At 70.5% G+C, this 20100-nt stretch carries 16 protein-coding genes and 3 pseudogenes; 4 read left to right on the top strand and 15 right to left on the bottom strand.

What is annotated here, in order from left to right:
• Window positions 1-37: 37 nt before the first annotated feature.
• Window positions 38-211: a DUF397 domain-containing protein gene (locus ACYVOO_RS14125; RefSeq protein WP_461016010.1), complete on the top strand. Its 174-nt coding sequence runs from the start codon at window positions 38-40 to the stop codon at window positions 209-211.
• Between the two features lie 36 nt (window positions 212-247).
• Here ACYVOO_RS14125 and ACYVOO_RS14120 read toward each other — a convergent pair whose 3' ends face one another.
• The 3 genes from ACYVOO_RS14120 to ACYVOO_RS14110 all read right to left on the bottom strand — a co-directional run bounded on the left by ACYVOO_RS14120 (window position 248) and on the right by ACYVOO_RS14110 (window position 6051).
• The gene (locus tag ACYVOO_RS14120) at window positions 248-1858 is read right to left on the bottom strand and encodes a TROVE domain-containing protein (protein WP_461016009.1); all 1611 of its coding nucleotides are present in this window, start codon (window positions 1856-1858) and stop codon (window positions 248-250) included.
• A 394-nt stretch (window positions 1859-2252) separates the two neighbouring features.
• Window positions 2253-4877: an ABC transporter permease/substrate binding protein gene (locus ACYVOO_RS14115; protein ID WP_461016008.1), complete on the bottom strand. Its 2625-nt coding sequence runs from the start codon at window positions 4875-4877 to the stop codon at window positions 2253-2255.
• Window positions 4870-6051 carry a quaternary amine ABC transporter ATP-binding protein gene (locus ACYVOO_RS14110; RefSeq protein ID WP_461016007.1) on the bottom strand — a complete coding sequence of 394 codons (1182 nt, stop codon included), beginning with the start codon at window positions 6049-6051 and terminating at the stop codon, window positions 4870-4872. The genes ACYVOO_RS14115 and ACYVOO_RS14110 overlap by 8 nt, the downstream gene beginning before the upstream one ends.
• A 358-nt stretch (window positions 6052-6409) precedes the next feature.
• On the opposite strand from ACYVOO_RS14110, the gene ACYVOO_RS14105 reads away from it, so the two are divergent.
• Window positions 6410-7318 carry a 5'-3' exonuclease gene (locus ACYVOO_RS14105; RefSeq protein WP_461016172.1) on the top strand — a complete coding sequence of 303 codons (909 nt, stop codon included), beginning with the start codon at window positions 6410-6412 and terminating at the stop codon, window positions 7316-7318.
• A gap of 82 nt (window positions 7319-7400) precedes the next feature.
• Entirely contained in the window at window positions 7401-8267 is an 867-nt protein-coding gene (locus ACYVOO_RS14100; protein WP_461016006.1) for a siderophore-interacting protein, read from the top strand.
• A gap of 115 nt (window positions 8268-8382) precedes the next feature.
• On the opposite strand, the gene ACYVOO_RS14095 is transcribed toward ACYVOO_RS14100, so the two are convergent.
• Window positions 8383-9651 (bottom strand): phosphatidylinositol-specific phospholipase C1-like protein, encoded by a 1269-nt coding sequence (locus ACYVOO_RS14095; protein ID WP_461016005.1) that lies wholly within the window; start codon window positions 9649-9651, stop codon window positions 8383-8385.
• A 139-nt stretch (window positions 9652-9790) separates the two neighbouring features.
• Window positions 9791-10016 (bottom strand): annotated as a pseudogene (gene tnpA, locus ACYVOO_RS14090) (IS200/IS605 family transposase); the annotation flags it as partial.
• Window positions 10017-10033: 17 nt separating this feature from the next.
• Here tnpA and ACYVOO_RS14085 point away from each other — a divergent pair.
• Complete coding sequence (locus ACYVOO_RS14085; RefSeq protein ID WP_461016194.1) at window positions 10034-10171, top strand: hypothetical protein; 138 nt, start codon at window positions 10034-10036, stop codon at window positions 10169-10171.
• Here ACYVOO_RS14085 and ACYVOO_RS14080 read toward each other — a convergent pair.
• The 10 genes and pseudogenes from ACYVOO_RS14080 to ACYVOO_RS14035 all read right to left on the bottom strand — a co-directional run bounded on the left by ACYVOO_RS14080 (window position 10153) and on the right by ACYVOO_RS14035 (window position 20016).
• A complete protein-coding gene (locus tag ACYVOO_RS14080; protein WP_461016004.1) occupies window positions 10153-12960 on the bottom strand; it encodes a DEAD/DEAH box helicase in 2808 nt (935 codons plus the stop codon). The genes ACYVOO_RS14085 and ACYVOO_RS14080 overlap by 19 nt on opposite strands.
• A gap of 45 nt (window positions 12961-13005) precedes the next feature.
• Entirely contained in the window at window positions 13006-14235 is a 1230-nt protein-coding gene (locus ACYVOO_RS14075; protein WP_461016003.1) for a diacylglycerol kinase family protein, read from the bottom strand.
• 17 nt (window positions 14236-14252) lie between these two features.
• Entirely contained in the window at window positions 14253-15233 is a 981-nt protein-coding gene (gene tatC, locus ACYVOO_RS14070) for a twin-arginine translocase subunit TatC (RefSeq protein WP_461016002.1), read from the bottom strand.
• A gap of 126 nt (window positions 15234-15359) precedes the next feature.
• Complete coding sequence (gene tatA / locus ACYVOO_RS14065) at window positions 15360-15653, bottom strand: Sec-independent protein translocase subunit TatA (protein ID WP_453345015.1); 294 nt, start codon at window positions 15651-15653, stop codon at window positions 15360-15362.
• Window positions 15654-15864: 211 nt separating this feature from the next.
• Entirely contained in the window at window positions 15865-16104 is a 240-nt protein-coding gene (locus tag ACYVOO_RS14060; protein WP_461016001.1) for a hypothetical protein, read from the bottom strand.
• 143 nt (window positions 16105-16247) lie between these two features.
• Window positions 16248-17210, bottom strand: a complete 963-nt coding sequence (locus tag ACYVOO_RS14055; RefSeq protein WP_453345013.1) for a helix-turn-helix transcriptional regulator — start codon at window positions 17208-17210, stop codon at window positions 16248-16250.
• Window positions 17211-17226: 16 nt separating this feature from the next.
• Window positions 17227-17793 (bottom strand): annotated as a pseudogene (locus tag ACYVOO_RS14050) (helix-turn-helix transcriptional regulator); the annotation flags it as partial.
• 98 nt (window positions 17794-17891) lie between these two features.
• Window positions 17892-18273: pseudogene (locus ACYVOO_RS14045) on the bottom strand (helix-turn-helix transcriptional regulator); the annotation flags it as partial.
• A gap of 228 nt (window positions 18274-18501) precedes the next feature.
• Window positions 18502-18876 (bottom strand): FKBP-type peptidyl-prolyl cis-trans isomerase, encoded by a 375-nt coding sequence (locus tag ACYVOO_RS14040; protein WP_453345011.1) that lies wholly within the window; start codon window positions 18874-18876, stop codon window positions 18502-18504.
• A 180-nt stretch (window positions 18877-19056) separates the two neighbouring features.
• A complete protein-coding gene (locus tag ACYVOO_RS14035) occupies window positions 19057-20016 on the bottom strand; it encodes an FKBP-type peptidyl-prolyl cis-trans isomerase (RefSeq protein ID WP_461016000.1) in 960 nt (319 codons plus the stop codon).
• Window positions 20017-20100 lie beyond the last annotated feature (84 nt).

Raw genomic sequence — 20100 nt, 5'->3', positions numbered from 1 at the left:
GGAAGGGCACAGAAGCGGCAAGCGAAAGGCCCACGCAGTGACCTACACCTTCCGGAAAAGCTCGTACTCAGGTGAGACCAATGACGCCTGCATCGAGGTCGCCGACAACGTCCCCGACGCCGCCGTACGCGTACGAGACAGCAAAGACACCACCCGCCCCGCCCTCACCATCGGCCGGGACACCTGGCACCACTTCGTAACGCAGCTCTGACGGTGCGGCCCTCACCACCCGGCGAGGGCCACCCCCTCAGACGTCGCCGTCCCGCACGTCCACCGCTTCCCAGGGCCATCGCCGCTCCCCCACCCCGGACAGCAGCCCGACCATCGTGAACAGCTTGTCGCTGAAGCCGCCTATCTCGTAGCGGTTCGGGGTGTCGGGGGCGATCGACGCCTGGGCGTAGCCCGTCGTGTTGACGCCGAACATCGGGACGTGGGCCGGGATCGCCTCGGAGACCGGGGTGTTCCGTTCGCCGCGCCGTCCGGCGGCCGACCAGTCGGCGAACGCCTGCATGTCCGAGACGATCACCACCCGGTCGTGGCCCCGGTACGTGGCCCGCAGCGACGCGACCGTCTCCGTGCCGTAGCCGACCTCGCCGATCCGCGCGCAGAAGCTCTCGATGCCGCCGAGCACGGAGCCGCCCGGCGTCAGTTCGTGCCGGAAGGGGCGGTCGGCGAAGCCGTACAGCTCGACGTCGCAGCCCCGGTGTGCCAGCGCGACGCCGAACAGTGCGCCCACGTCCGCGTGCCGCACCTTCGAGCGCCCCGACACAGAACCCCGCATCGAGCCCGACGCGTCGACGAGGACGAGCGTGCGCCCAGGCAGTGCCGGGACGTTCGACGTGGCGGCGTCCAGCGCCCGCTCCAGTGCGTGGCCCCAGCGCAGCGAGGGTGCCGCGCGGTACGCGGAGAGGAAGCGGTAGGGGAACTGGCGCGAGCGGGCGATCTCCGCGGGGTCGCACAGCCGGTCCATGACCAGCCGCGCCGCCTCGTCCGAGACCCCGGCCTCGTCGAAGTTCCGCAGGTTGCGCAGTTGCGCCATGAGCCCCATGGACGGGAGCACCGCCTCCCAGGCCGCCGCGTCCATCGGTCCCTGGAGCCACCCGGCGAGCGCCTCCCAGGTCATGCCCGCCCCCCTCAGCACCTCGGGGCCGTCCGGCTGGGTGGGCATCAGTTGACGCTCCACCACCGGCATCGCCGACAGCTCGGCGCGCGCCCGCATCACGGGCAGTTCCTCCGGCACGCCAGACGCCCGCCCGTGCCGACGGTCCAGCGCGTGCTGGAACAGCGCGCCCTGCCACGGCTTGGCCGGGTCGGGCGCGGCGTGTATCAGCTCCAGGACGTCGCCGAAGCGGAACGCGTGCGCGTCGGTGTCGTACTTCAGCAGGGACCGTTCGCCGTAGAGCCGCCGCACCGCGTCGCCCAGGCCGCGCTTCACGGGCTTGGGCAGGGCCCGGCCGTGCCGCGCGGTCCAGTAGGCGAGGAACTCGCCCGGTTCGTCGGCGCGGGCGCAGGCGGCGTCCACGAGGGCGCGGTTGCCGCCGTGCAGCCCGGCGGCCAGCCGGGCGTGCACGGCCTCGGCGGCGGCGACGAGGGACGCGCTGCGCATCTGCGCCTCGCCGCGCAGCCACGTCACGAACCGCGTCGTCCACTCGCCGTGCTCGACGGCGACGGACCGCACGAGGCGGGTGAAGCGCGCATCGCGCTCACCCGCCTCCTCGTAGAACGTCTGCTCACCGACCATGTTGACCGCGGCCAGAAGCACCAGCTCCGACCGCGGATCACGGACATACGACGCGCTGCCCTCCCACGTCGTGTTGTCCTTATCGGTGTTCCTTACCTTCCTGTTGAACTTGCTCATCTTTTCCCCCGTTAATTCAGTGCGCCCGAGATCGGAATGCGGCTGCGGTGTCTTATAAGGAGGAAGTATCCGCGGCCAGCGCACCGGGCGCCGTGTGCGCCGGAGACGTCTTCCGAGGTCAGAGGCGACGACGGGGACAGCACTCCGCTTTCGCGGGGTGCTTCAGGGAATCGAACCCAAATCAGCCGAAGTACCCGTCGCCTTCGCACCGGAAGGCGTTTCCGCTCACATGAAAGAGAGTAGAAGAAGGCACCCCGTCGAGTCATCCGAATTTCCGCTCACAGCGCACACACCAAAAAGCCGGGGCCCGGCCGCATGCCCCGTGAGGGGTGTGCGGCCGGGCCCCGGCCGGGGCGGTCGGCGCCAGGGGGGGAGGCGCCGACCTGGGAGGGGGTCAGCTGCCGACAGGCGCGAGCTTGTCGACGATGCCCGGGTGCTCGTCCATCCACTTGCGCGTGGACTGCTTCTCCTTGCCGCTGCCACCCTCCTGGATGGCGGCTTCGAGGGAGCCGAGGTCCTTCTCGGACAGCTTGAAGTCCTTCAGCCACCCGGCCAGCTCGGGGAAGTCCTTCGCGAAGTCCTTCTTGCCGGTGACGCGGATCTCGTCGCCCTCGCCCCAGGAGCCCTTCGGGTCGTGGAGCTTCTTCATCGGGTACTTGCTGTAGACCCAGTGCGGCGACCAGGTCACGGCCAGAACGGGCTTCTTCTGCTTTACCGAGCGGTCCACCTCGGACAGCATCGAGGAGGTGGAGGACGAGACGACCTTGTACTCCTTGTCCAGGCCGTAGTCCTTGAGCACCTGCTTGAGGATCTTCATCTCACCGGCGCTGGACTCGATGCCGGTGATCTTGTGGCCGAAGGTGTCGCCCTTGCCCTTCAGGTCCTCCATGGAGTCGATGCCGTCGACGTACTCGGGCGTCGAGAGCTCCAGCGAGGTGGGCCCGTACCAGGAACCCAGATCACTGAGTTTGTCCTTGTACTTCTTCCAATACTGCTCGTGCGTCGTCGGCAGCCAGGCGTCCGTCTGGAAGTCCATCTGGCCCTGCGCGAGCGAGGTGTAGAGCGGTCCCGGGTCGAGCTGCTTGAGCTTGGGCTTGTAGCCGCGGTCCTCAAGGATGTTCTGCCACAGGTGGGTGGTCGCGATGGCCTCGTCCCACGGGAAGTACCCGATGTTGACGGACTTGCCCGCGTCCTTGCCCTTCTGCGTACCGCCGCTGCCGCCGGGCACGGGCGCGAACTTGTCGAGGGCTCCGGGGTGGTCCTTGAGCCAGGTGCGGACGGCGTCCTGCTCCTTGCCCTGGCCCGCCTTCTGGATCTCGTTCTCCAGGGAGGTGAGCTGCTTCTCCTTCAGCTTGAAGTCCTTCAGCCACTTGGCGACCGTCGGCTCGTCCTTGCTGAAGCCCTTGCGGGCCACGGAGTGCAGCTTCTCGCCCTTGCCGAAGGAGCCCTTGGGGTCCTTGAGCTTGGTGAGGTCGTACGCGTTGTACGCCCAGTGCGGGGACCAGAGCGGGACGACGACCGGTTCCTTCTTCTGGATGGAGCGCTTCAGCTCGGCCAGCATGGAGGAGGTGGAGGAGGAGACGACCTTGTACTCGCCCTTGAGGCCGTAGTCCTTGAGGACCTTCTCCTTCAGGATCTTCATCTCACCGGCGCTGGACTCGATGCCGATGATCTTCCCGTTGAACTCCTTGCCCTTCCCCTTGAGGTCTTCGAGCGACTCGACGCCCTTGACGTAGGAGGGGACGGTCAGCTCCAGCGAGGTGGGCCCGTACCAGTCGGTCAGGTCCTCCAGCTTGTCCTTGTACTTGTTCCAGTACTGCTCGTGCGTCGTCGGCAGCCAGGCGTCCGTCTGGAAATCGGTCTTGCCCTGCGCGAGCGAGGTGTAGAGCGGGCCCGCGTCGAGCTGCTTCACATTGGGCTTGTAGCCGCGCTGCTCCAGCAGTTCCTTCCACAGGTACGTGGTGGCGATGCCCTCGTCCCACGGGATGTAGCCCATGTTGATCTGCTTGCCCTTGCCGACGTTCGCACCGGCGGCCTGCGCGTCGTCGCCGCCGCTGTTCGCGACGTTCATGCCGCCTGCGATCAGCGCGAGCACCACGACACCGCACATCGCGACCGCGGTGCCCGGCTTGTAGTTCAGGAACCGCATCCGGCCCATGAGCGCGGCTGCCTTGGCCGCGGCGCGGCGGCCGAGCGGGGAGACACGCTGGTTGAGGGCGCCCGTCATGCGGTCCAGGTACACGGCGAGGATGACGACCGCGATGCCGGACTCGACGCCGAGGCCGATCTGGAGCTGTGTGACGGCGGAGTAGACGCGCTCGCCCAGCCCTGGGGCACCGGCCATGGCGGCGATGACGACCATGGACAGGCCGAGCATGATGACCTGGTTGATACCGGCCATGATCGTCGGCAGCGCCAGCGGGAACTGCACCCGCGTCAGGGTGTGCTTGGGGCGGGTGCCGAACGCCTCGGCCGCCTCGACCAGCTCGCTGTCCACCTGGCGGATGCCCAGCTCGGTCATCCGCACGCCGGGCGGCATGGAGAAGACGATCGTCGCCAGCAGACCCGGGGTCGGGCCGACGGAGAAGAACATCACGCAGGGGATCAGGTACACGAACGCCGGCATCGTCTGCATGACGTCGAGCACCGGGCGCACGGTGGCGCTGACCTTGTCGCTGCGCGCCGCCCAGATGCCGAGCGGCACGGCGATCACGATGGTGATGACGGCCGCCGCGAGGACGAGCGACAGCGTCAGCATCGCGTCGTCCCACAGTCCGAAGGAGTCGACGACCGCGAACCCGACGAAGGCGAGAACGGCGGGGAGCAGCCCCCGGAGCCAGAAGGCGATGACGGCGAAGATGCCCGCCATGATCAGCGGGTCGGCCGCGCCGAGTACGGCGTTGATGCCGTCGTTCAGGCCGGTCAGAACGGTGGTGGCGAAGTCGAAGAGCCAGCCGAGGTGGATCTGGAGCCAGTCCACGGCCTTCTCGACCCAGTCACCGGGATGGAACTCAGGCACGTGCGGTCACCTCTGCTGCGTCCTTCGGCTCGTCATCGGCTCTGCCGGTGGCCGCGGTGTCCGTGGCGCCGACGGCGCCGTCAGCACCGTTGCCGCCGTTGACCTGGGGCTCCTCGGCGAGGGCTGCCAGCAGCCGCTCGCGGTCGATGACGCCGACGGGGGTTCCGGCCGCGTCCGTCACGACGACGGCGTCGTCGCTGACGGAGAACGGCGAGAACAGTTCGGCTATGGGGGTCTCCGCCGTCACGGTGGCGTGCGCGTCGGGGGCGTGCGCGTCGTCGCCGGAGCCGGAGGCGGGCGCGTCCTGGACGGCCGCCGCGTCCACGGGCTCGGCGTCGCCCATGATCGAGCCCGCGGTGAGCACGCGGGAGCGGTCGACGTCCTGGATGAAGGAGGCGACGTAGTCGTTCGCCGGGCGGACCAGGATGTCCTCGGCTGTGCCGTTCTGGACGATCAGGCCGTCGCGCATCACGGCGATGCGGTCGCCCAGGCGCATGGCCTCGTTCAGGTCATGGGTGATGAAGACGATGGTCTTCTTGAGCTTCTGCTGAAGCTCAAGCAACTGGTCCTGCATATCACGGCGGATCAGCGGGTCGAGCGCGCTGAAGGACTCGTCCATGAGCAGCAGGTCGGCGTCGGTGGCCAGGGCGCGGGCGAGGCCGACGCGCTGCTGCATGCCGCCGGACAGCTCGTCGGGCCAGGAGTTCTCCCAGCCCTTGAGCCCGGCCAGCTCCAGCGCCTCGACGGCGCGCCGCTGGCGCTCCTCGCGGGGCACGCCCTGGACCTCCAGGCCGTAGGCGGCGTTCTCCATGACGCTGCGGTGGGGGAAGAGCGCGAAGTGCTGGAAGACCATGCTGATCTTCTTCGAGCGGACGGCGCGCAGGTCACGGGGGCTGAGATGGGTGATGTCCTGGCCGTCGAAGAGCACCCGGCCCGACGTCGGTTCGAGCAGGCCGTTCAGCATTCGCAGCAGCGTGGACTTACCGGATCCGGAGAGGCCCATGACGACGAATATCTGGCCCTCTTCGACCTCGAAGGAGGCGTCGATCACGGCTGCCGTGGTGCCCTCGGCACGCAGCTCGTCGCGGTCGGCACCGGCTTCGAGCCGGGTCACCGCCTCGTTCTGTTTCTTGCCGAAGACCTTGTACAGGTTCTCGGCTTGCAGCCTTGACACATATACCTCTCGAAGTCGCGGAACGGGAAACGACCCGCCTCCCCCGCTGGCGGGTCGCCGACCGTCATCCGGGCCTACCGGACAAATACACACCTTACGAAATCGATGTAGGCGACACGGACGCCGGTCCGCGTGCGCACCTGCCCCCGGGAATGGCTTGTAAACACCTTGGTGACGTGAGTCACATGCGTCCGCGTGTTTGGAGAACGCTCTCCGTGCGCACACTTGAACGCCGCTTTCGGGCATTCGCGGGCGCCCTTACGGCATCAGCGGGCACCCGCGCAGCATCGGCGGGCACCCGTAACGGCGCCACCGGATACGGCATCATCGGGGCGTGACCACAACAGCGCGCCGCCTCATGCTCCTCGACACCGCCTCGCTCTACTTCCGCGCGTACTTCGGAGTGCCCGACTCCGTCAGGAGCCCCGACGGGACGCCCGTGAACGCCGTGCGCGGGCTGCTGGACTTCATCACCAGACTCGTCCGCGACCACCACCCCGACGACCTCGTGGCCTGCATGGACTTCGACTGGCGCCCCCAGTGGCGGGTCGATCTGATCCCCACCTACAAGGCGCACCGCGTCGCCGAGGAGGTCGCCGGAGGCGCCGACGCCGAGGAGATCCCCGACACGCTCTCGCCCCAGGTCCCGGTGATCGAGGCCGTGCTCGACGCGGCGGGCATCGCCCGGGTCGGCGCCGAGGGCTACGAGGCCGACGACATCATCGGCACCCTCACCGCCCGCGCGACGGGCCCCGTCGACATCGTCACCGGCGACCGCGACCTCTTCCAGCTCATCGACGACGAGCGCGGCGTCCGCGTCCTGTACCCGGTCAAGGGCGTGGGGACCCTCGCCGCCTACGACGGGGAGGCCCTGCGCGAGAAGTACGGCGTGGACGGCTCCGGCTATGTCGATCTGGCCCTGCTGCGCGGGGACCCCAGCGACGGGCTGCCCGGCGTGCCCGGCATCGGCGAGAAGACCGCGGCCAAGCTGCTGGACGCGTTCGGGGACCTCGCGGGGATCATGGCCGCCGTCGACGACCCCGGCGCCAAGCTGACCCCGTCGCAGCGCAAGAAGCTGGACGAGGCACGCCCGTACATCGCCGTGGCCCCGAAGGTGGTGCGCGTCGCGGACGATGTGGCGCTCCCGGAGTTCGACCCGGCGCTGCCCGCGCGCCCGCGCGACGCGGACGAGCTGGCGCGCCTCGGCGAGCGCTGGGGGCTCGGCGGCTCGCTGGAGAGGCTGCTGTCCACACTTGAACAGGCGTGAGGAGGTCTCCGCACACACAGACTGAGGTGTTAGGTTAGGTAAACCTAACCAGTGATCGCCGCAGCGCTTCAGGGAGGCCACCGTGGCAGAACGTCCGGCACGCAAGAAGCCCCAGCTCCACAGCGCGCGGGTGACGCGCACGGAACGCCTGACGCCGCACATGGTGCGCGTCGTCCTCGGCGGCGAGGGACTGGCGGACTTCTCCGCCGGTGAGCACACCGACCACTACGTCAAACTGCTCTTCCCGCTGCCGGACGTCACCTACCCCGAGCCCTTCGACATGGCCCAGATCCGCGCCGACTTCCCGCGCCACCAGTGGCCCGTCACCCGCACGTACACCGTGCGCCGCTGGGACCCTGAAGCCCGCGAGCTGACCATCGACTTCGTGGTGCACGGCGACGCGGGCCTCGCGGGCCCCTGGGCAGACAAGGCCCAGCCGGGCGACGAGATCAGGTTCCTCGGCCCCGGCGGCGCCTACTCGCCCGGCGCCGACGCGGACTGGCACCTGCTCGTCGGCGACGAGAGCGCGCTGCCCGCCATCGCCGCCTCGCTGGAGGCCGCGCCCGCCGGGGCGCCCGTGCACGCGCTGATCGAGGTCGAGGGCCCCGAGGAGGAGCAGAAGCTGGACGCGCCGCTGGGCGCGCAGGTGACGTGGCTGCACCGCGGCTCGGCGCCCGTGGGCCAGCGGCTCGTGGAGGCCGTGCGCGCGCTGGAGTTCCCGCCCGGACAGGTGCAGGCGTTCGTGCACGGCGAGGCGGGCTTCGTGAAGGAGCTGCGCCGCCACCTGCGCCTGGAGCGCGAGGTGACGCGCGAGCAGCTCTCCATCTCCGGGTACTGGCGCGTCGGCCACAACGAGGACGGCTGGCAGGCGTCGAAGCAGGAGTGGAACGCGCAGGTGGAAGCCGAGCAGGAGAGCGGGGCGGAGCGCGCGGGCGCGGCGCAGGGCTGATCCCGCGCGACGCGGAGAGGGGGGCGGCACGGCCCGGCCTGGGGCCGTCGCCCGACCGGCCGCCCCACGGCGTCGGCGCCCCAGGTGCGGCGTCGGCGTTCCGTTCCGTGTCGGGTCAGCGTTCCAGCCGGTTTCCGGGGCAACGGTGCCCGGTCGTCGTGACCGGGTTGCACCGCACGGGCCCGCTCCCCGGCGGCAGCTCGGCGACGTAGTCGGACCCGTAGCGCGCCGCCATCCCCGGCACCGGGAAGTCCGTACTGACCATCTGGGCACCGGACTCCAGCGCGTCCCGCAGCATGCGCGTATCACCCGTGCTCGCCTGCGTCAGAGGGACGTCGGAGCGCGTGCGCACGTAGTAGCCCCGCTTCACCAGGTCCTGGATGACGGCCTTGTTGGCACCGGTCGGGTCGTTGACCTTCATGAAGGCGGCGTCGGCGCGCCCCGGCTCGGAGTCGGTGAACAGCACCCGGCCCTGAAGGCTCTCGCGCCCGCCCGCGCGGTAGGCGTCCTGGAGCTTCGGGTCGTCGTTGTCCATGAAGAACATCGTCTTGCCCCGGGTGTCGGCGACCTTCGGCCAGCCGCGCTTGAGCACGGACCGCTCCAGGGTCTCGCCCCGGTGGCGTATGTCGTCGGCGGTGACGGTGTCCTCGTCGGGGAAGACGGAGCGGATCTCGGCGTCGAGCGCGTCCAGCATCGCCGTGTCCCAGGGCGGGCTCTTGGCGCCGCCCCGCTCCTCCAGCCGCGGGTCGGTCTGCTTCAGCTCCAGCAGGATCGGCACGGCGACGTGCCCCGGGCTGCTCTCCGACCACTTCTTGACCTGTTTCAGACAGCCCGTGAGCGTCACACAGCTCGTGCCGTAGTCGAAGTCGCCCCAGTGCATCACCTTGAAGCCCGGCTTCTTCCAGTCGGGATCGGTGAGCGGGGGCAGTCCGGCCTGCTTCTGGATCAGCGGGTCCGCGTAGAGCCCGCCGTCGGGGTCGGGGAAGACGTCCAGCTCGATGCCGCGCACCCGCTGGCGCTCGAACTGCACGGGCAGGGACGCGTGGCTGTAGAGCAGCGTCTGGAAGTTGGGGTCGTACTGGCTCATGAGCTGCTGCTCGGCGAAGGACGCCTCGCGGTGGTAGCTGTTGTGCGTGGCCATGGACTGCACCTGGGTGAGGCGCAGTGAGCCCGCCGGGTCGCCCCCGTGCCCGTGCCCGTGGCGCGGGGGCGCGGCCTGGGCCGCCGACGACAGCGCCGCGACGGCGGCGAGCGCGGTCGCGGCGCGGAGCCAGCCGCGGAGCACGGGTCTGGCCCGTGCGCGGGCCGTGCCGGTACGGGGTGTGAGAGCGGAACCGGTCCGGCCGGTCAGGTGGTTCCGGTGGTCGCTGAGGTGTCGGCGCACGTGTGTCTCCCGTCAGGGGGCGGATACGGGCTCAACATGCCGTCGCCCCCGCACCTGGTCAACATCGCGCTCCGGGCGGCAAGTTGAACTCCGCGTTCCCCTCTGGGCTGGGGGACCAGAAGTGATCGCCGCACAGCTACCGCTTGTTGTGGCCGTGGAACTCCTCGCGGAGGTAGTGCGCCGAGACGCCCTTGAGCGGGCCGACTAGCGTCGACGGCACGACCTGCGGTGGGTAGTGGATGAGCAGGTGGACGTGGTCGCGTTCGCCGTTGAACCCCCGCAGCTGCGCGTTCACCTTCGTGCACAACGCCCCGCATGATCTCCTCGCACCTGGTCGGGATCTCGTCGGTGAAGACTCGCCGTCTTCCTGCCGCTACGGAACATGAAGCGCCGCGTCCCCGCGCCGCCGGAGCGGAACGGGGACGCGGCACACCACAGCCACAGCCACAGCCAGACGGCGCACGACCCGACGGCACACGCCGGGCCCGCAGCTCAGCAGGCTCAGCCCACGCTGGAGTAGGCGACGACGCCGCGCAGCATCGCGTCGGTGGCACGGCGGGCGTTCTTCGCGACCGTGCCGCCCTCCGGGGCCGCCGCCGCGATCTGCCCCAGCACGTCGAGGCACTGCTTGCACCAGCGCACGAAGTCACCGGCCGGCATGTCCGCGTCCCGCAGGACCGCGTCCAGGCCGTGGCCCTCGGCCCAGCGGTAGGCGGCCCAGGCGAAGCCGAGATCCGGCTCGCGCTGGCCCACGCCCTCGGTCTGCTGGATGCGGTGCTCCTCCTCCAGCGCGTCGAGACGGCCCCAGATGCGGACCATCTCGTCCAGCGCGGTCTTGGCACGGCCGCCCGGCAGCTTGGGCGGCAGCGCGTCGTCGTTGGAACGCGCCTCGTAGACCAGCGCGGAGGCGCAGGCGGCCAGCTCGGCGGGCGGCAGGCCCTCCCAGACACCGTCGCGCAGGCACTCGGAGGCCAGCAGGTCCAGCTCGCCGTAGAGCCTGGCGAGACGGCGGCCGTCCTCGGTCACCTCGTCACCGCGCAGATAGCCGAGGTCCGTCAGCACGCCGCAGACGCGGTCGAAGGTGCGCGCGATGGTGTTCGTGCGCCCCTCGATCTTGCGCTCCAGTTGACGGGTGTCCCGCTTGAGCCGGTGATAGCGCTCGGCCCAGCGCGCGTGGTCCTCGCGCTCGTCGCAGCCGTGGCAGGGGTGCTGCCGCAGCTCGGTGCGCAGCCGTGTGATCTCGCTGTCGTCGGCCGCCTCGGAGCGCTGCTTGCGGTGGCGCGCCGGCTCGTGGTGGCCCGCCTTCGTGCGCAGCGCCGAGGCCAGATCACGGCGCGACTGCGGGCTGCGGGGGTTGAAGGACTTGGGGATCCGCATCCGGTCCAGCGCCTCCACGGGCACCGGGAAATCGACCGAGCCCAGCCGCTTGACCTGCCGCTGCGCGGTGAGCACGAGCGGACGCGGGCCGTCCTGATACGGGTCCCAGCCCTGCCGGTGGCTCGGGCTGCGCCCCCCGGAGGTGCCCGGATCGAGGACCAGGGCCAGCCCGGCGAACTTGCCCGTGGGCACATGGATGACGTCGCCCGGCTTCAGCTTCTCCAGCGAGGCGGACGCCTGGGCCCTGCGCTGCACGGCGCCCTGCTTGGCCAGCTCCGTCTCGCGGTCCTTGAGCTGACGGCGCAGCCGCGCGTACTCCTCGAAATCGCCCAGGTGGCAGGTCATCGAGCCGCGATAGCCCTCCAGACCCTCCTCGTTCTTCTGCACCTGGCGCGAGATGCCCACGACGGAGCGGTCCGCCTGGAACTGCGCGAACGAGGTCTCCAGCAGCTCCCGCGAGCGGTGCCGCCCGAACTGGCCGACGAGATTGACGGCCATGTTGTACGACGGCTTGAAGGAGGAGCGCAGCGGATACGTCCGCGTGCCCGCGAGACCCGCCAGCGCGCCCGGGTCCATGCCGCGCTGCCACAGGACGACGGCGTGCCCCTCGATGTCGATGCCGCGGCGCCCGGCGCGGCCCGTGAGCTGGGTGAACTCGCCCGGGGTGATGTCGGCGTGCTGCTCGCCGTTCCACTTGACCAGCTTCTCCAGGACCACGGAGCGGGCAGGCATGTTGATGCCCAGCGCCAGCGTCTCGGTCGCGAAGACGGCCTTGACCAGGCCGCGCACGAACAGCTCCTCGACGACCTCCTTGAACGTCGGCAGCATGCCCGCGTGGTGCGCCGCGATGCCCCGCTCCAGGCCCTCCAGCCACTCGAAATAGCCCAGGACGTGCAGATCCTCGTCCGGGATGTCGGCGGTGCGCTGCTCGACGATCTCGCGCACGCGGGTGCGGGCCGCCTGGTCGTTGAGCCGCAGTCCGGCGTAGAGGCACTGCTGGACGGCCGCCTCGCAGCCGGCGCGGCTGAAGATGAAGGTGATGGCGGGCAGCAGGCCCTCGGAGTCCAGGCGGTCGATGACCTCGGCGCGGCTGGGCGTCCAGACGCGGGAGCGCTGCCGCCGCTCGCGCTCGCGGTCCGCCTCCCGCTTGGGGCGGCCCCGCTGCCGCTCGCGCGGCCCGACGCGGCTGTTCTCCATCCTGGCCATCCGCACCAGGTCCGGATTGACCTCCCGCTTGTCCCCCTTCTCCTCGAAGAGGTCGTACATCCGCCGCCCGGCGAGCACGTGCTGCCACAGCGGCACGGGCCGGTGCTCGGAGACGATCACCTCGGTGTGGCCGCGTACGGTGTCCAGCCAGTCGCCGAACTCCTCCGCGTTCGAGACGGTGGCCGACAGCGAGATCAGGGTGACCGACTCGGGAAGGTGGATGATCACCTCTTCCCAGACGGCACCACGGAAGCGGTCGGAGAGATAGTGCACCTCGTCCATGACCACATAGCCCAGGCCGACGAGGGCCTGCGAACCGGCGTAGAGCATGTTCCGCAGCACTTCGGTCGTCATGACGACGATCGGGGCGTCCGAGTTCACGCTGTTGTCGCCCGTCAGCAGGCCGACCCTGTCCGCGCCGTAGCGCTTGGCCAGGTCGTTGTACTTCTGGTTGGACAGCGCCTTGATGGGGGTGGTGTAGAAGCACTTGCGGCCCTGCGTCAGGGCCAGATGGACGGCGAACTCGCCGACGATCGTCTTGCCGGAGCCGGTCGGCGCCGCGACCAGCACTCCCTTTCCGGCTTCGAGGGCTTGGCACGCTTCGACCTGGAACGCGTCGAGATCGAAGTCGTACAGGTCACGGAAGGGGGCGAGAGCGGTGGCCTGCTCGGCTGCGCGCCTCCGAGCCTCGGTGTATCGCTCTGCTGGGGACAGGTCCTCGGTCATCGTGTCTACGAGACTACCGGCCACCTCTGACACAGATCACGATCTTTAATCGCCCATGAGGAGACGCACGGCTCCGGGCACCGCCTCGGCCCTCAGCGGCAGCGCGCCCAGCGGCTCCCCGTCCGCGTACGCGGTCACGTCGCGCGCCTCCACCGTCACCGCGCGCACCCGGTGGACGGTGACGGCCGGATGGCTAGGGGGTGTCGTCAACGTAGCGTCGTCCGGCCGCCAGGCCGGGGGCCACGGCGTCTGGTGCGTGCAATCGCAAGGCGGAGGGAGGAAAGCGCAGCGGGCTGCGCTGACGACCGACAACGTCGCGAGTGTGCGTGCCAGACGCCGCGGCCCAGACGGGACGTTGACGACACCCCCTAGGTGGGTGCCCTTGTAGACGCGGGGGAAGACCCGCAGCAGCGTGGTGCGGGAGCAGGCGCCGACGACCGTCACGTCCAGGAGCCCGTCCGTCATCGACGCGTCGGCGCAGATGCGCATGCCGCCGCCGTACGAGGAGCCGTTGCCGACGGCCACCAGGACGGCCTCGGTCTCCACGATCCGCCTGGCCTCGCCGCCCTCGCCGTCGTCGAGGGTGAGGCGGTACGGGACGGTGCGCAGGGCGGCCAGCTCGGCGAGCATGGCCAGGTCGTACTTGAGCCGTCCGGCCGGGTGGCGCATCCGGTTGCCGCGGTCGTTGACGCGCGAGTCGAAGCCGGAGGCGAGGACGGTGCCGAACCAGTGCCGTCGCTCCCCTGCGCCCGCGAGGGGGTCCTGCGGCGTGCCGACGGATTCCGGACCGTCCGCTTCCGGGCCGGCTGGGTCGGCCGGACCGGTCTCGGGCCCCGGCGTGTCGCCCGCGCCGCGCGGGCCGGGGAAAGCGGGGACGCGGGTGACGCGGGCCAGGTCGATCTCCCGGCCGCAGCCTCCCTTGAGCGCGCGGGCGATCACGCGGCCCGCCTCGGCTGGGGCCCGCACGGGGAGCCCGCTCGCGCGCGCGAAGTCGTTGCCCGTGCCGACGGCGACAACACCGAGCGGGGTGCCCGTACCGGCGACGGCCTGGAGCGCGAGGGAGACCATGCCGTCGCCGCCGACGGCTATGAGAGCTCCGGTGCCGCCTGCGACGGCCTCGCGGGCGCGGGCGAGTGCGTCAGGCGCTTCGCTTCCGACCACGGTGCGTACCGCGAAACCCGCTTCCCGCAGTGCGTGCGCGGCGGGCTGTGCCGCGTGGGCGCCGCGTCCGCGGCCTGCCGTCGGGTTGACGAAGAGGGTGATCTCGCTGGTCACGCGCGGACGGTACCGGATCAGGTCGCGTCGTCGAAACCGTTCCGGCCGCTCGGGCCCTGGCGTCCGTCACCGTTGCCTGAGCCGTTCTCGCCCTCGGGCAGCGCGCGCGGGGACGGCACGGACTCGGAGGTGCCGATCGCCTCGGGGATGTCCAGCTCGGACGCCTCGTCGTCGTCCAGTCCCGCGTAGGGGTCGCTCTTCGCGCGGCGGCGGTCGTTGAAGAGGCAGACGCCGACGGCGCCGAAGTAGAGGAGCACGATGGGAGCGGCGAGCGCGCCCATGGTCAGCGGGTCGCCTGTGGGCGTGGCGATGGCCGAGAAGATCGTGATGCAGAGCACCATGACCCGCCACCAGCCGAGAAGCTGCTTGCCCTTGAGGATGCCGCCGAGGTTGAGCAGGACGAGCAGCAGGGGCAGCTCGAAGGCGAGCCCGAAGACGACGACGAGCCGGGTGACGATGTCGAGGAAGTCGTCCAGCGGGATCAGGTTGCCTGTGCCGTCGGGGCTGAAGTCGAGCAGCGCCTTGGCGGCGGCGGGGAGGACCAGATACGCGAGGTAGGCGCCGCCGAGGAAGAGCGGCACGCCCGCGCCGACGAAGCTGCGCGCGTACTTCTTCTCGTGGCTGTGCAGACCGGGCGCGAGGAACGCCCACAGTTGGTAGAGCCAGACCGGGGAGGCCACGACGACACCGGCGGTCAGCGCCACCTTCAGCATGATGGTGAAGGGCGCGATCAGACCGTTGATCGTGATCTCGGCGCAGGTCTCGCCGTCCTGGGCCGCCTGGCCGAAGCCCTTGGTGCAGCCGACGGAGTCACGGACCGGGTCGGTGAGGAAGTCGGCGATCTGCTTGTAGTAGATCATCGCGACAACGCAGACGACGAGAATCGCCAGCACCGACTTCATCAGACGGTTGCGCAACTCCCGCAGGTGCTCCGCGAGCGGCATCCGCCCCTCGGGGTCCTTCTGCTGCTTACCCTCTGTGCGGGCGGACTTGAGCAACCCGTGTCCTCGTTGTCAGAAGTGTCGGAATTACCAGAAGATGCCGGGGAAGCCTTGAAGGAGGCATTCACCCGGTCACATGCCGGTTCTCGGACCGGCCGTCGATCGGCTCCGCTTCGGCTGCCGTCAGCTCTGCTTCGACTGCTGCTGCGCGGCCGGCTCGCTCACGGGACGCGACGTCGAGACATCGCCCGGTGCCGCCTGGATGGTCCGGGGCGCGGACTGCTCGGCGTCGGTGGACTTGCCCGCCTCGGTGTCCTCGCTCGCGCCCTCCTTCTTCATCTGCTTGGCCTCGCTCTTGAGGATGCGGGCCGACTTGCCCAGCGAACGGGCCATGTCCGGGAGCTTCTTGGCGCCGAACAGCAGCAGGATGACCAGGAGGATCAGAACGATCTCCATGGGCTTCAGACCTGCGATCATGTGCCACTACCTTCTCGCCGGGGCGGCGTGTTTCCGTGCCTGCCGTATGAATTCGGACTGGCTGCGTCATGCTGTCGTGCTGACAGCGATCGTAACCCTGGGGAGTGAACGCGGGGCAATGCCCGTGCGTACTCCTGATTACCGCCACCACGTATCACAGACGCCGCATACAGCAGCGTACCGGTCGTCCGTACGAGACTGGAGAGCGCCGTCAACGATCGGCGGAATCCGCACGGGTCGTCGGAGCAGGGCGTACGGTCGCGCGCGAGGCGCGCCCGGCCAGCGGAAGCGCCGCGCGCTCCAGGTCCTCGGCGGCCAGCGTGATCCGCTCCGCGCTGTCCCCGACGGCACGGGAGAAGCGCCTCACCTCCAGCCCGACCCGGACGGCCAGCACGCCGAGCACGGCGATTCCGCAGAAGGCGAGCGCGAGAAAGAACATGGGCCAGAGCATGCGGGAAGCCTATCGGCCAAGCGGAACCCGAGGGTCACGGCGCCCACCCGCCCGGGTGCACGGAACGCGCCACGCCCGCGACGCGCCCCCGTCACCCGAGTGGGCCGTATCACTCGCGCGGCGCACCCCACGGGTGGCCGGGATCACTCCCCGTACGCCGCCAGCGCCAGCCGGGCCGCCTCGCGGGCGCTGGCCGCCAGTTCGGCGGGCTCGGTGATGCGCCCGTCGCGCCCGAGCCGCAGGGCGAGCCGCCGCAGCGAGGCGGGGTCGGGCGTACGGAGCGTGATCCGCAGCCCGCCGTCGGGCAGTTCCTCGGCGCTGTCGTGCGGGTAGTACTCCGCGACCCAGCGCCCGCCGGGACCGACCTCCACCACGACCTCGGGGTCCTCGGCCGCGGGCTGGACCAGGCCCTCGCTCAGATCGCGCAGCTCCATGGGCGGCGGATCGGCGGTCTCGTCCAGCAACTGGATCTCCGCGACGCGGTCGAGCCGGAAGGTGCGTCGCGCCTCGGAGAGGCGGCACCACGCCTCGACGTAGGTGTGGCCCACGGCGAACAGCCGGATCGGGTCGATCTCGCGCGAGGTCAGCTCGTCGCGCGCCGGTGAGTAGTAGCGGATCCAGAGCCTCCGGCGCTCGGCGAGCGCGCGGTCGACGGCCGCGAAGACCCCGCCCTCCGACTCGAAGGTCACCGAGAGCCGGGAGCTGGCACCGGCGCTCTCGCCCGCCGCCTCCTCCAGCTTCGCGGTGGCCCGGCGCAGCGCGTCCCTGTCGCTCTCGCGCAGCCCCGGCAGGGTCGCCACGGCGCGCGCGGCGACCAGCAGGGCCGTGGCCTCGTCGGCGGCCAGCCGCAGCGGCTGGGCCGTGTCGCTGCCCAGCGCCTCCGCGTTGCGCCACCAGATCCGCTCGCCGTCGGTGTCGATCTCCAGCAGATCGCCGCCCCGGAAGCTGGTGCCGCACATCGGCAGCACATTGAGGTCCGAGATCAGCTCGTCCGTGCTGATGCCGAAGGCGCGGGCCACGTCCTCGACGCGGGCCCCCGGCCGGTCGCGCAGATAGGTGACCAGGGACAGCATCCGGCGTGTCTGGTCGATGGCGTTCGATGCCATGCCGTACGTCTTCCCCTCAGCCCTTGGCCACGGCGCGCAGCCGGTCCAGCACGTCGGCCCGCAGCTCAGCGGGCTCCAGCACGATCACATCGGCGCCGAATTCGACGAGCCAGGCGTCCAGACCGTGCCCGTAGGGCACCTCCAGCTCCTCCCAGCCCGTCCACTCGCCGCCCAGTTCCCGCGCCTCTGTCGCACGGGCCCGCAGCGGGTATCCGGAACCGGACCGCAGGCGGATACGGGCGCTGCGCGAGGCGCTCTCGCCCGCGAACCGCTCGACGGTCTCACGGACGGTGACCTGGTCGGGCACGGGCGCCGTAAAGGCACCGGCGCGGGACCGGACGGAACCGGTGATGCGGGAGATCCGGAAGACGCGCTCGGCCTGCCGGTCCCGGTCGTAGCCCGCGAGGTACCAGTGCCCGCGCCAGCACTCCAGCGTCCACGGCTCGACCTGACGGCGCTCGGGGTGCGCCGCGTTGGACTTGCGGTAGTCGAAGACGACGGGACGGCGGTCGCGGCACGCGAGCATCAGCGGCTCGAAAGCGGCCTCGCGGGCCGGGATATGGGGCTCCAGGGTGCTGTGCGGCTGCGCCGCCTGGCCCGCGGACGCGCCGCCCGCACCGCCGGCGGCGCCCGTACCGTCCGCACCGCTCGCGCCGGAATCGCCCTCCGTGCCCTCCGGCTGCTGCGGCATGCCTCCGGCCGCGCGCAGCTTCTGGAGCGCCCCGCTCGCTGCCCCGGCGAGCCTGGCCTGCTGCCAGACGCGGGCCGCGAGGTTGAGCGCCGTGGCCTCCTCGGCGTCGAGCGTGACGGGAGGGAGGCGGTTGCTGTCGCGCCGGGCGACGTAGCCGGTCTCGCCGTCCAGGTTCTCCACGGTGTCGATGACGAGGCCCAGCTCGCGCAGGTCGTCCTTGTCGCGCTCGAACATCCGGTTGAAGGAGTCGTCGCCGCCCGCTTCGATGTACGCCTCGATGGAATCGCGCAGTTCACGCTTGGTGAGCGGGCGCGGGGCTCCCAGGAGGCACAGCGCGAGGTTCATCAGCCGCTCGGCCTTGGCAATCGCCATGGGATCCCTCTTGCCCTCTCTCATGCTGCTCTCGGCAGTTGACCGTACCGCTCCGGCAACGCCCGGCAAAAGCGAAGGGTACAGCCGGGGAGAGCGCCGGTGCGGAGGGGTGCCCGGGAGAGCGCGGGAAGGGCCCGGCGCCCCTCCCCGCCCCGGAACAGACCGCCCCGGAACGGACCGAGGGCCCCGCGGCAGCCGCGGGGCCCTCGGACGTGTACCGGCCGTCGCTCAGACGGAGACCAGGTCGCAAACGAAGATCAGCGTCTCGTTCGGCTGAATCCGGCCCCCGCCCGCGCCGCGCTCGCCGTAGGCGAGGTGGGCCGGGATGGTCAGCCGGCGGCGCCCGCCGACCTTCATGCCCTGCACGCCCTTGTCCCAGCCGGGAATGACCTGTCCGGCGCCGAGCTGGAACTGGAGCGGCTTGCCGCGGTTCCAGCTTGCGTCGAACTCCTCGCCGGAGGAGAAGGAGACGCCGACGTAGTGGACGGCGACATTGTCGCCCGCCTTGGCCTCCGGCCCGTCGCCCTCCCAGATCTCGACGATCTCCAGGTCTGCCGGCGGCTCGCCCTCGGGGAAGTCGACCTCGGGCTTGTCGATGCTCACGAATGGCTCCTACGAACGTATCTTTCGGACAACTGCGCCAGTCTGCCACGCGCGGGAGCACCGCGCGCGACCAGCCTGGAAGCGCTCCGGCGAGGCGGAGGAAAGGTGGGTGAGGGGGGCGCGCCGCGCCCCCCTCACCCCTGACGGCCTGACGGACCCGCCGGACTCTCCTGCCGGGCGCTAGCTGACGTTGAGCACGTCCACGGAGAAGACGACGCCGGACTTGAACTGCTTCTGCTGCTCCTTGGGGAACTCGTCCTTCGGGACCGAGATCACCACGCGGCTGCCTGCCTTGGCGCCCTTGAGGCCGTCCTTCCAGCCGGGGATCTGGGAGACCGGGATCTCCTGCGGGCCGCCCTGCTGCCAGGTGTCGTCGAGCTGCTTGCCGCCCTTCCACAGCTTGGCGGTGAAGTGCGCGAGGACGGTGCTCTTCGCGTCGACGGTCTTGCCGTCGCCCTCGACCACGGTCTCGCTCACGATCTTGTCGGGCGCCTCTTCCTTGCCGTCGGGCATCTCGACGGACGGGGCCTTGCCCTTCTCGACCTTGCTGCTGACCTTGGGCAGCTCCGAGTTGTGCTCGGCGTCGCTGGCCTTGCCGTCGATCTGGCTCGGCATGATCTTCTTCAGGTCGACGACGAAGACCAGCGTCGAGTTCTTGGGAATCTGGGGCGGCTGGCCCTGCTTGCCGTAGCCCTTGTCCGGGGGCACGACGATCTCGACACGGCTGCCGAGCTTCTTGCCCACCAGGGCCTCGTCCCAGCCCTTGATGACCTTGCCAGTGCCGATCTCGAAGGTGGCCGGCTGACCGCGCTTCCAGCTGCTGTCGAATTCCTTGCCGTTCCAGAGCTGGCCGAGGTAGTCCGCGTTGAGCGCGTCGCCCTTCTTGACCTTCTCGCCGTTGCCCTCCTTGAGGACCTTGACCTGAAGGTCCTTCGGCGGGTCGCCCTCGCCCTTGGCGACCTTGGGCTTCTTGCCCGCGTCGCCGGTGACGGCGGGAGCGCCGCCCTTGGAGTCGGACGCGTCCTCGCTGCCGCAGGCCGCGGCGGAGGCGATCAGCATGGGGACGACCAGCGCGGCGGCGGCGCGGCGCGCGAACTTCTTGGAAAGACGGGGAGTCGTTCCCCCGGTTGTTAGCAGCATGTGTCCAACTCGCGGTGTAGGGGTGTCCGGGCGGTCGAGCCAACCCTACGACTACGCCCGGGCACCCCCGCCACCCACGACACG

The sequence above is a fragment of the Streptomyces daliensis genome, from assembly GCF_054782395.1.
Note: the sequence above shows the minus strand (reverse complement) of the source record. Positions and strands in the feature narration are given on the sequence as shown.